This window comes from Streptomyces sp. E11-3 (assembly GCF_046540415.1).
GTDB lineage: Bacteria > Actinomycetota > Actinomycetes > Streptomycetales > Streptomycetaceae > Streptomyces.
Genome location: NZ_JAZGRL010000001.1, coordinates 3304534 through 3315852 on the forward strand (window position 1 = coordinate 3304534; position 11319 = coordinate 3315852).

General features: G+C 70.0%; 8 protein-coding genes and 1 pseudogene. 7 read left to right on the forward strand and 2 right to left on the reverse strand.

Going from position 1 to position 11319, the window contains the following annotated elements:
* Nucleotides 1-156: 156 nt before the first annotated feature.
* Nucleotides 157-1053 carry a carbonic anhydrase gene (locus U9R90_RS15110; RefSeq protein ID WP_411056957.1) on the reverse strand — a complete coding sequence of 299 codons (897 nt, stop codon included), beginning with the start codon at nt 1051-1053 and terminating at the stop codon, nt 157-159.
* 533 nt (nt 1054-1586) lie between these two features.
* On the opposite strand from U9R90_RS15110, the gene U9R90_RS15115 reads away from it, so the two are divergent.
* Nucleotides 1587-2330, forward strand: coding sequence for a maleylpyruvate isomerase family mycothiol-dependent enzyme (locus U9R90_RS15115; protein ID WP_411056958.1), 744 nt, complete (start codon nt 1587-1589; stop codon nt 2328-2330).
* Nucleotides 2331-2357: 27 nt separating this feature from the next.
* On the opposite strand, the gene U9R90_RS15120 is transcribed toward U9R90_RS15115, so the two are convergent.
* Nucleotides 2358-3731 (reverse strand): benzoate/H(+) symporter BenE family transporter, encoded by a 1374-nt coding sequence (locus U9R90_RS15120; protein WP_411056959.1) that lies wholly within the window; start codon nt 3729-3731, stop codon nt 2358-2360.
* A gap of 249 nt (nt 3732-3980) precedes the next feature.
* Here U9R90_RS15120 and U9R90_RS15125 point away from each other — a divergent pair, with 249 nt between their 5' ends.
* The 6 genes and pseudogenes from U9R90_RS15125 (at nt 3981) to U9R90_RS15150 (ending at nt 11310) form a co-directional block, all read left to right on the forward strand.
* Nucleotides 3981-4922, forward strand: a complete 942-nt coding sequence (locus U9R90_RS15125) for a serine/threonine protein kinase (protein WP_411056960.1) — start codon at nt 3981-3983, stop codon at nt 4920-4922.
* A gap of 77 nt (nt 4923-4999) precedes the next feature.
* A pseudogene (locus U9R90_RS15130) lies at nt 5000-5626 on the forward strand (serine/threonine-protein kinase); the annotation flags it as partial.
* Between the two features lie 134 nt (nt 5627-5760).
* Complete coding sequence (locus tag U9R90_RS15135) at nt 5761-7131, forward strand: PQQ-binding-like beta-propeller repeat protein (RefSeq protein ID WP_411056961.1); 1371 nt, start codon at nt 5761-5763, stop codon at nt 7129-7131.
* Nucleotides 7132-7154: 23 nt separating this feature from the next.
* Complete coding sequence (locus U9R90_RS15140; RefSeq protein WP_411056962.1) at nt 7155-9260, forward strand: protein kinase domain-containing protein; 2106 nt, start codon at nt 7155-7157, stop codon at nt 9258-9260.
* A 386-nt stretch (nt 9261-9646) separates the two neighbouring features.
* Nucleotides 9647-9856 carry a hypothetical protein gene (locus U9R90_RS15145; RefSeq protein ID WP_411056963.1) on the forward strand — a complete coding sequence of 70 codons (210 nt, stop codon included), beginning with the start codon at nt 9647-9649 and terminating at the stop codon, nt 9854-9856.
* Nucleotides 9857-10257: 401 nt separating this feature from the next.
* Complete coding sequence (locus U9R90_RS15150; protein WP_411056964.1) at nt 10258-11310, forward strand: hypothetical protein; 1053 nt, start codon at nt 10258-10260, stop codon at nt 11308-11310.
* Nucleotides 11311-11319 lie beyond the last annotated feature (9 nt).

Genomic DNA, 11319 nt, shown 5'->3' on the forward strand with positions numbered 1-11319 from the left:
GCCCAGACCGCCCCCGACACCGACCACATCAAGCGGTACTTCGACCACTACGCCGCCGCCGTGACGGTCTGACAAGCGCGAGGGCAACCCTGGGCGTTCGAATGCCGGACGAACCTCAGAGCCGGGATACGGGGCTGCGGGATGCGGGATGCGGGGTTACTCGTCCACGACCGTGAGCTCGCGGTCGATCAGCGGCTGGGTCGGCCGATTGCTCTTCGGGAACAGCTCCTTGTACGCGGCCACTTCGTCCGGGGCGACCCGGACCGGGTCCTTGAGGACGGTCCACTTGACGCCCTCGGTGCAGGGCGGAGTCGTCAGTGAACCTTCGTACTGGTATTGGTCACGGTCACCTGGCAGGAAGGCTGTGAGGTCGAAGGCCTTGGTGATCTTCGCCGTGGCGCCCTCCTCGGACGGCAGCTTCTTGAACAGATCCGCGAAGGCGGACTTGCCGGCCTTCTCCTCCATCAGCACGCCCACGACGGCGGGCTCGCCGTTCTTGTCCGCGTGCACGAAGTGCATCTCCATCGCGGTGTGTTCGCCCTCCTCCGTGTGCTCGCTCGGGAGGTGGAAGTGGAACTGCTTGAGGCCGTAGGAGGTGCCGTCGATGACGATCTGGCTGCCGGTGGAGACCTTGGCCTGGACGGTGTGGCCGTTGTTCACCAGCTCCGCGGTGACGGGCTCGTAATCGATGGTGACAGCCTTCTCAACCGCCCGCTCGACCACCTTGCCGTCGTTCTTGCCGTCGTCCTTGTCGTCGTTCTTGTCGTCGTTCTTGTCGTCGTTCTTGCCGTCATCTTTGTCGTCGCCCAGATCGATCGGGGACTGCTCGCGCCCGGCCTCGCACGCCTCGAAGTCCTCTGCGAGGGTCGCCCAGTTCGCCGGACCGTCGGCTCTCCCGTAACCCCAGTGGGCACCCCTCTCCGCCGTCTCATGCTTCCCGCCCTTCCCATCCGTGTCGCCGCCTCCGTCTCCGTCGGCGCAAGACGTGGCCGTGAAGACCGTGAGGGCGGTGACGCCGGCTATCGCGGCCATCCGTATGACACGGGAAGACATGCTTGTTTCCACCTCGCGGAGGTCGGTTGATCGTGGGGCTCGGTCACCCGCTGGGTGCCGACTTCCACTGTTCGACCTCGTCGATCAATACAGAGGCAAGCAACGAACAAGAGAGAGCCAAAGAGGCAAGGATTTGTACAAGAAACGACCGCCGTCTCTCACCCCACCTCGTGACGCAGCAGTCAAGTACTCACAAGGATCAATAGACCGGACATCGCACGTCCCCCTCCTCCAGGGACCGGGAGGCGGCGCCGACCGATGCAACGCCCCGCCCGAGGCCGGGGACCGGCTGCACGTCGTCGTACTCGACGCGAGCCGGGAGCCACCCCGGTTCAGCGCGCTGCAGCGGGACATCGACATCGCGCGGCGGCTGCGGGGCTCCGGCGCGTGAGGGCCACGACGACGACCGCCCCGTCTGCCGCACCGCCCCACCCCGCATGCCGCACCGCTCCGCACGCCACACCGGCTCGGCAGCCGACCCGTATCACGCCAACTTCCCCCAGGCGCCCGGCCACTGCGGCAACCTGGCCCGTATGACCCAAGACACCAGGTCCGATGCCCTTCCCGACGTCATTGATGAGATAGCCCGCTCACACGCCCGGTTCGCTGCCACGGCCACCGCACTGACCGGCGCCGACCTGCGCGGCCCCTCCGCGCTGCCGGGCTGGACCCGCGGCCACGTCATCGCTCATGTGGCCCGCGGCGCCGATGCCTATACGTGGCTGCTCGCCCTTGCCCGCACGGGTGTTGAGCCCCGGCCGAGGGACACCGCCGAGTCGCTGGCCCGAGCGGTCGAATCCGGCGCCGCCCGCCCGGCTGCCGAACTCGTCGCCGACCTCCGCACCTCCCTGAACCGGCTGCTCGCGGACTCCGAGGCGATGCCCGCCACGGCATGGGACACCCTGGTCACGGCCTTGCCGGGCTACCGTCATCCGGCCTGGTTCACGCTCTACCGCTGTTGGCGCGAGCTGGAGACCCACCACGTCGACCTGGACGCGGACTACGGCACCGCCAACTGGCCCCACACCTATGTGACATGGGCCCTGGACGGCACACTCGCCGCGCTGAGCGAGCGCGACTTCCCCGTCTCCCGCGTCAGGGCAATCGACCTCGGGCGGTCCTGGAACCTGTCCCAGAACGGCCCCACGGTCAGCGCCGACGGTCACACGCTCCTCGGCTGGCTCAGCGGGCGTACGACCGACACCGCGCTCGCCGCCGACGGGCCCGTACCGCAACCGCCCGCCTGGCCGCTGCCCCCGACCCCGGCCTGGAGCTGAATCCAGGCGAGCCCGCTCTGCCGAACGTCACATGCGAGCCCCGCGCTCGGTCCGGCGTACGTTTCCGACCGCCCGGACCGTACTTGCCGTCGACCCCGCTGCCGTACCTGTCGTCGACTCCGTTGCCGTACCCGTCGTCGACTCCGTTGCCGTACCCGTCGTCGACCCCACTGCCGAGCCCGTTTCCGAGCCCGTTTCCGAGCCCGTCACCGACCCTGCGGCCACACGCCGCCCACCACGCGTGACCACAGCGGTGACCACTCCGGCGAGCAGCCCCCAGAAGGCCGAGCCGATGCCGAGCAGCGAGAAGCCGGAGGCGGTCGCGAGGAAGGTGACCACGGCGGATTCGCGCCACCCCTCGTCGGCAAGAGCCGCGGTGAGCGATCCGGCGATGGTGCCCAGCAGCCCCAGCCCCGCGATGCCCAGGATGAGGGCGGCCGGCAGGGCCCCGAGCAGCGAGCCCACGGCCCCGCCGACGACGCCGACACAGAGGTAGAACGCCCCCGCCCAGACACCGGCCAGATAGCGCCGGTCAGGATCCGGGTGAGCCTCCTTCCCCGTACAGATCGCGGCGGTGATGGCCGCGAGGTTGAGCCCGAAGCAGCCGAACGGTGCGAGCAGAGCGTTGGTCGCGCCGGTCCAGGTGATCAGCGGCGACACCGGAACGTCGTATCCGTCATTGCGCAGCACGGCCACACCGGGCAGGTTCTGCGAGGCCATCGTCACCACGAACAGCGGCAGCCCGACACTGATGAGCACCTGCCAGGAGAACTCGGGCGCGACGAAGACCGGCTCGGCCAGCGACACACGTACGCCCTCAAGGTGCAGCGAGCCGCTCCACACAGCCGCCACCACACCAACCGCCAACGCGATGATGATCGCGTAGCGAGGAAACAGGCGCCGGCAGACGAGATACGCGGCGAACATCGAGAAGACGAGCCCGAAGTCACCGTCCATCGCGGTGAACAGCCCGGTGCCGAACTGCACGAGCACCCCGGCCAGCAGTCCCGCCGCCAGCGGCACGGGAATCCGGTCCATGACGCGCGCGAACCAACCCGTGAGTCCGCTGAGCGTGATCAGGCCCGCCGAGACCAGGAACGCGCCGACCGCCTGGGCCATCGTCACCCCGTCGAGGCCGACAACGAGCAGCGCCGCCCCAGGGGTGGACCAGGCAGTCACCACGGGCGCCCGGTACCGCAGCGACAACCCGATACAGGTCACCCCCATCGCGACACCCAACGCCAGCATCCACGAGGCGAGTACCCGGTCAGTGGCCCCCGCCGCCTTCGCCGCGGAGAAGACGATCGCCGCGGAACTGCTGATGCTGACCAGCACCGCGATCAGCCCCGCGACGACCGCCGAGAGCGGCGCGCCCCGTCGTATGCCCCCAGTGACGCTCACCACGCCCGACCGCCCATCCCCACGATCGGACCACATGAGCTCCTCGACGCCATCTGCTCTCCCCCGCCCCGTCCAGCTGCGCTGTACAGACTGAGCCGCCACTGCCCAGGAAGCAAACGCGCCCAGCACGGCGACCACACAACCTGCGCACGCAACGGAGCCCAATGGCCCGTGCGACACCTACCTCCGCCCCCGCAACGGCGCTTGAGTAGGCTTGACCTGGCTGATCACGGAGCGGGGGGAGCGCGCATGGAACCGCTGCGCCAGGACGACCCTCCACGGATCGGGCCCCACATCACCCTGGCCCGGCTCGACGCGGAGTCCGAACAGGCCGTTCCCGCACGCCGCTTCATCGCCCGCAGTGCCGACGGCGACCGTACGTTCCTTGCCTGCCTCCCACGCGTCGACGTCGACCCGACCCGCTGGGCGATCGAGGCGGAGGGCGCCCGTCGGCTCTCGATACCGGGACTCCTGCCGGTCGGGGAGGTCGGCGGCACAGCGGACCTCCCCTGGTGCACGGCGCCGTACGTCCCCGCTCTCCCGCTCCCCGCCGTCCTGCGAGCTCACGGCGGCCCGCTGCCCGAGCCGTTCGTACGGGCCCTTGGCGTCGCCCTCGCCCGTACGCTCGCCACCGCCCACGCCCTTGGCGTGACGCACGCGGGCCTGTCTCCCGCCGCCGTACTGCTCACCACAGAAGGCCCCCGTCTGAGCTGCTTCGGGGCGGTACGGGCCGCCGCCCCGGACGGCGAGCAGCGCGTTGGTCTGCCGGGCCTCGACTCCGGCGGCCTCGCCCCGGAACAAGCGACCGGTGGACGGCCGCGCCCGCTGGGCGACGTGTACGCCCTGGGGGCCGTATTCGCCTACGCGGCAACCGGCCACACCGTCCCCGAACGCGACGAACTTCCCTCCTCCCTCCGCGGATTGATCACGGCATGCCTCTCCCGTGCCCCGGAGCGGCGTCCGCGGGCGGACCAGGTCCTCACCCACCTGGAGCCGGCCGCACCTACGACGGGACATCAGGCCACCGTCCTGGACACGGCCGCCCCGATCCCCCTGCCGGCACCGGTGGTCGCCGCGCTCGCGCGCCAGTCGGCGCAGGTCCTGGCGGCCGAAGTGCCCGTTCCTGCCATGCCCGTTCCTGAAGTGCCCGTTCGTGAAGTGCCCGTTCCTGCGCCCTGGACTCACGGCTGATGCTCTCCCCGCTCACCCACAACGACCCGCACCGGCTCGGCGCCTATCGCCTCATCGCCCGCCTGGGCAGCGGCGGCATGGGCACCGTCTACCTCGCCCGCTCGACCACAGGCCGTACGGCAGCGCTGAAGACCCTGCATGCCCACATCGCCACCGACCCCGCCATGCGCACCCGTTTCCGCCTTGAGGTGGACGCGGCCCGTGTCATCGGCCCCGTCCACGGCACCCGGGTCTTCGACGCCGACCCGCTCGCCGAGACCCCCTGGCTGGCCACCGAGTACGTACTCGGCCCGCCCCTCACCGACGCCGTCTCCGTCGCGGGGCCGCTCCCCGAGCCCGCGGTACGCGCACTGGGAGCCCTGCTGTGTGCGGCTCTGGCCCAGCTCCACGCCTCGGACGTCGTCCACCGCGACCTCAAGCCCTCCAACATCATGGTCACGGCAGACGGCCCCAAAGTCATCGACTTCGGCATCGCCCGTGCCATCGGCGACGACCGCCTCACCCGCACGGGTACCGCCGCGGGCACGCCGGCCTTCATGTCCCCCGAGCAGGCGACCGGCCAGGAACACACCTCTGCGGGGGACGTCTTCGCGCTGGCCGGCGTCCTCGTCCACGCGGCCACCGGCCACGGGCCCTTCGGCACCGGCCAGCACGCCGACCTCATCTACCGCGTCCGCTACGCCGACCCGAACCTCACCGGAGTCCCTCCGGCCCTGCTCCCGATCCTGACCCGCTGCCTCAGCAAGAACCCGGCCGACCGCCCACCACCGCCGACCTCGCCACCCAACTGCGCCCTGGGCAGAGCGACTTCGCCTGCCACCTCCCCGAGCCCTTGCTCATGGAGATCGCCCGCCGCGCAGGCAGCGTCTGGCATGCCCGGCCGCACCGCCTCCCGGCCCCGCCGGAACACGCCCTCGCCGAAGCCTTCCCGAGCGGCACCCCGTCCGTTACGTCCCGCCTGTCCCGCCTGTCCCGCCGCAAGCTCCTTGCCCTCGGGGGGAGTTCCGCACTCGGAGCGGCAGCGGTCTCAGGCGGCGCCTGGGCGTGGCTGGGCCGTGGCCGTGGCCGTGGGGACACCACCGCCCCGAAGCCACCCGCCGCCGCCTCGAAGAAGCCCGCGTGGGACCTGCTCTGGCAGGTGGCGACCAGCTCCGTCGACCCCCAGGTTCCCCCGGTGCCGCTCGTTCTGGACGGGCTGCTCGTCGCAGGCGAGTTCGGCGTACAGGGCCTGAATCCTGTGACAGGAGCGGTGAGGTGGTCGGACCCCGAGGTCTATTTCCTGCGTCGGACCGCTACGGACGGCAAGCGGATCTACGCCGCCGACCACACCCTCGAAGAGAGCGATCCGCTCAGCGTTTCCACGGTCGACCCGGCCACGGGAGAGATCAACGCCCCGTTCAGCGAGCTCAAGGACCTGAGGGCGATCCTCGACGGAACCCAAGTGCTCTGCGCGACAGCCGATGCCGTCTACCTGGCAGGAGGACGAGGGCCCCATACGGAATCCGGATTCGGCAAGGCCCAGTCGTGGTTCCTGCTGGGCATCGACATCCGTTCGGGCGACAAGCTCTGGGAGGTCCCGCTCCCGGCCCGACCGGACGAATCCACCCGCCTGCACTTCCTGTCCGCCGAGTCCGTGGGCGAGTACCTGGTCCTCGTCCAGCAGTCCGCGGACGGTGAACCACGCCTCGTCGTCCACAACGCCCTGACGGGCGAAGCGCTGTGGAACCGGCCGCTCGACGGCGAGCAGCCGGCTTTCAGCCGGGCCCATCTGGCCGTGGACGGCAGGCACGTGTACCCGTCGGCGGGTGAACTGGTCGCGCTCGGCCTGGCCGACGGCAAGGAGGCCTGGCGCTTCGAAGGAGAGACACCGAAGGCGCGGTTCAGCCCCCCGGCCACCAAGGACGGTGTGGTGTACGCGGTGGAGGAGAACCGCGGCATCGTCGCGCTCGACGCCGCCGACGGCTCCCTGCGGTGGGCGGAGAAGAGCCGCGAGGTCACGACCGAGGACCTCGACGCCCCGCCCGTGATCGGGGTCGCGTCCGTGTACGCGCACAGCAAGGAGTCGTCTGCACTGGTGGCCGTGGACATCCGGACCGGCGCCGTGACCCGTCGCGTCAAAGCCGCCAAGGCGCGGTACTTCGCCCACGCCTCCGCCAGGCGGCTCATCGCCGTCGGCGACGAGCACACCGCCGCCTACCCCCTCGACTGAGCTCACAGAAAGCCGCACACGCAATGAAGCCCCTGGAATCCGGAGACCCGATCCGACTGGGCCCGTACCGCATCCTCGCCGTGCTCGGCGAAGGAGGCATGGGCAAGGTCTACGTCGGTCAGGACGGCGAGGGGCAGGTCGCCGCGGTGAAGGTGCTGCACCCCCACCTGACGCACGACACGAACCTCACGAGCCGCTTCGTCCGCGAGGCCCAGATGGCCGGGGCGGTCAGCGGCGGATCCGTGGCCCGCGTCCTCGACGCCCAAACGGAGGGCGGGCGTCCGTGGATCGCCACGGAGTTCCTGACCGGTCCGACACTCTCGGACGCCGTCCGCTCCCACGGGCCGTTCGACGAACCGACGGTACGGGCCCTGGCGGCGGCGCTCGCCCACGCGCTCCGGGACATCCACGCCACCGGCCTCGTCCACCGCGACCTGAAACCCGCGAACATCGTGCTCACCGCGACGGGCCCGCGCGTCATCGACTTCGGCATCGCCCGTCCCGAACACGGCCTCACGCTCACCGCCACGGGCCAAGTGCCGGTCACTCCCGGCTACGGCGCGCCCGAGCAAGTCCTCGGGCAGCGCGTCGGTCCACCGGCCGACGTCTTCTCTCTGGGTGCGGTCCTGGTGTTCGCGGCAAGCGGGCAGCACGCGTACGAGGGTTCACACGTCGCCGCCGTGCAGTACGAGGTCGTCCACGGCGAGCCGCGCCTGGACGTCGTACCGCCCGCGCTCCAGCCGCTGATCGCCCCGTGCCTCGCCAAGGACCCTGCCCATCGACCGTCACCGGACCAGATCCTCCAGGCGTCCGCCCCGCCCCGGGGCGCCGAACGCACCTGGCGGCAGGGGCCGATCGCGCAGGACATCACGACCCGCGAGCACAGTCTCCACCGGCTGACCACAGTGCCAGGCCAAGCCGTACCGCGCTCCGTCTCACGCCGCCGCCTGCTGACAGGCCTTGGAGCGGGCGCATCCGTGCTCGCCGTCGGCGGCGGGGCCGCCGCGTGGTGGAAACGGAACGCGGACCGTGCCAGTCGCGGCCCCTTCGACATTCCCGCGGCCGCATCGACCCCGAAGGCCCGCGTCCTGGACGCGAACAAGGGCGACTACGTCCTAGGCGTGGCTCCCGAGCCACTCTGGACCGTCCCCTCGGCGCTCTCGGAGACCACACCCGCGCCCCTACCCGTACGTGACGTCCTCATCGTCGGAGCGCCGAAAGGCGGCATCGCCGCGCGCAGCGTCGTCGACGGCACACTCCGCTGGTCAGCGCCGAACACGGTGGCCACCGGCCGCTACCTGTCCCTCTCCGACCAGTTGGTGGCGACGGTTGACCGGGACGGCACCCTCGTCACCTTCGTCGCCTCAACCGGCGAACCCAAGTGGACGTCTCCCGCGAAGGCCGACTCCCTACTCGCCGCCGACGACGAAGCCGTATACCTGATCACCAAGGGCGGGCGCGTACGCAGCATCGGCCGCTCCGATGCCAAGATCCGCTGGACCGTCGACGTAGACGCCGACCTCGGCACGAAGGCCGCCTCGCGCGGCCTGGCGGCCCACGGCCGACTGATCATCGCGGCGGCGGACGGAGCCGTCATCGCCCTCGACACGTCCGACGGCCGCAGAGCATGGACCCACCGCAGGGTGACCGCCACCGGCCGAGCCCACCTCGCCCAGTCGGGACGCTCCCTGTGCGTAAGCGGCAAGCAGCTCACCGCTCACGACCTCATCAACGGCAAGAAGCGCTGGTCGACCACGAGCCCGAAACTGCCGAACGGCGATCCGCCCTTCTGGGGCCGGCCAACCATCCACGGCAACCTCGTGTACGCGTCCGAAGTCATCTTCCCCCTCCAATTGAACCTGCGGACCGGAAAGCCGACCAACTGGAACTACAACGGTTTCCTCGAATGCGATGCCCCCAGCCCTCTCGTCGTGCAGGGCAGCGGCCTCTGGTCGGTCACCGTCAACGAGAAGCAGGCAGGCATCAACGTCCTCGACCTCTCGCCCGAGAGCCGACCATCCTGGGTTTTCCCGATCATCAAGAACCCCGACCGCTACTGGCTCACAGCGGACGCGAACCGCGTGTTCCTCCTGGACGGCACGTCACTGAGCGCCCTGCCCGTGTTCTGAGCGCTGAGGCCCATCGCCGGGCACTGAGGCCGGTGAAGCGATCCCTCGCCCGCTCCCCGATGGCCAGAGCTGACCACCCAGTGAGTCCTGAGGCTTTTGCAGAGCTGCCTTCGGGATTCGAACCCGAGACCTACGTATTACGAGGGCCAGCAAGATCATCACGACTGGTGCCGGCCGATGCCGCAGGATCCCGTTTCCCTAGGTCAGAGACATCTTCCCTTGCTCACAATGACGCTGGGTCCACCCTGGTGCCAGCCAGTCCGCTCACGCAGCGCTCACGCAAGCAGGCCGTCCGACGCCGCAAAACCGCAGGTCTCCGGTACTGCCCGAATCGACCACCCGTACGAGTCATTGCACCAGGCCCGGCACCGGGGTGAGCTGTTGCCATGCATCGCTGGTCTCCCCTGAACGACAGCTCGCCCTGCTCGGCCGGCTCGGCGAACGGCAAGGAGTCCGAGAAGCCCTGGGACCCCGGTGAGTTCCGCACCGCCTACGCGCTGCGCGACCGAGGGCTGGTGACGATCAAGCGCAGCGTCCGGCTGCCGACGGCCGCGGTCCGCTCCGCACTGGGGCAGCTCGCCGCCGAGGGACGGTGACCCTACCGAGGGCTATCAGCTCTACAGCGTTGGCACGACGACTCCAACCCCCGAGCGGGTGTACCCGTGTCGTCGGCGCCAATCTCGGCGCGGGGCTCCTCATCCTGATCGGTACCCCGCCCTTGGCCGGGCTGGTGTTGAGGGCGGTCGCATGGTGCCTGCGGCTGGTCGCAGAGGGGTCAGGGCGGCGGATCTCCATTGCGGGCGCGCCTACAGCGAGCCTGTATGGCAGTTGGGTCTCTGTCACGAGTCAGTCATACGTCAAGTACTTCCTCGTTCGGGCCAGTTGAGTGCATCGATCCGAATTGGCCCTCCGCAGCAAGGCATATGCTCGGAGGCAAGGCGGGCTGTCCCGCAGAGTGATCGACCGTTCAGCGACGCGACCAATAGGAGTCGGGCCAATGAGTCCGCTGCAGCTCTCCATCACTGCCGTCCTCTGCATCTCCGGCATCGCCTTGCACATCTGGTCCTCCGCGCCGGACCGGGCCGGGCGGCAGTACTCTCTCCAGCTGCCGGTGACCCTGTTGTACTCCCTGGCTGCGGCCCTCTTCCTGTTCTCCGCCTTCCCGGACTCGATGACCGAGGGCCGGGCCCTGGGCTTCGGGATCGGCGGGGCCGCCGGGTTCGCCGCTTTCTTCCTGTTGGCGTCGTTCACATGGCTCAGCAAGACCCGGCGTCTGGACGAGGTCTCGGCGCAGCTGAAGAAGGCGACCCGGGAGAACACTGTGCTGCGCAGGCAACTGTCGCAGCAGCGGCCAGTGGAGGACACTCCGCGGCCCGTCCTGCAGTGCACCCGGTACGAGTTGCCGTTGCAAGGCGACCGGCGCCATCGCATCGGGATGATCACCGGGAACGTCGCCAACGTGCTGGGGACGGACGTGTGGGTCAACTCCGAGAACACGCGGATGGAGATGTCACGCGTCGACGAACCCACCCTCTCCGCGACGATCCGGTACCACGGTGGCCGCCGGGACACTGCAGGCCATCTGGTGCACGACACTATCGCCTTGGAGCTGATCGAGCGCATGGCGGGCCGGTCCCATGTGACGGCGGGCTCCGTGCTAGTCACGGGGCCGGGAGAGCTGCAGGAGAGCCACCAGGTCCGGCGCATCCTGCATGTCGCCGCCGTAGAGGGAGAACCCGGCTCGGGGTACCGGCAGGTCATCGACCTGGAGCGGTGCGTGCGCAATGTCCTTGCTGAGGTGGACCGGCTGGCCGCCACCGGGGAGCCGCTGCGCTCGGTGGTGCTGCCGCTCCTCGGGACTGGCGGCGGCAGCAGCGACCTCGGCAAGACCGTAGACACCCTACTGGCCGCTACCGTGAGCTACTTCCGTTCTCACGCGACATCGCGCATCCGTGTCGTCTACCTGCTCGCGTTCACGGACGTGCAGGCCACCGTGTGCCGGGCGGCTCTCGACTTGGAGCCCGCGCTCTCGTCGGAGAGCGCGGGCTGACCCGATCCG

Coding starts and splice junctions, on each gene's coding strand:
- U9R90_RS15110 (WP_411056957.1), bottom strand. CDS start 1,053: ATGTCTTCCCGTGTCATACGGATGGCCGCGATAGCCGGCGTCACCGCC.
- U9R90_RS15115 (WP_411056958.1), top strand. CDS start 1,587: ATGACCCAAGACACCAGGTCCGATGCCCTTCCCGACGTCATTGATGAG.
- U9R90_RS15125 (WP_411056960.1), top strand. CDS start 3,981: ATGGAACCGCTGCGCCAGGACGACCCTCCACGGATCGGGCCCCACATC.
- U9R90_RS15135 (WP_411056961.1), top strand. CDS start 5,761: ATGGAGATCGCCCGCCGCGCAGGCAGCGTCTGGCATGCCCGGCCGCAC.
- U9R90_RS15140 (WP_411056962.1), top strand. CDS start 7,155: ATGAAGCCCCTGGAATCCGGAGACCCGATCCGACTGGGCCCGTACCGC.
- U9R90_RS15145 (WP_411056963.1), top strand. CDS start 9,647: ATGCATCGCTGGTCTCCCCTGAACGACAGCTCGCCCTGCTCGGCCGGC.
- U9R90_RS15150 (WP_411056964.1), top strand. CDS start 10,258: ATGAGTCCGCTGCAGCTCTCCATCACTGCCGTCCTCTGCATCTCCGGC.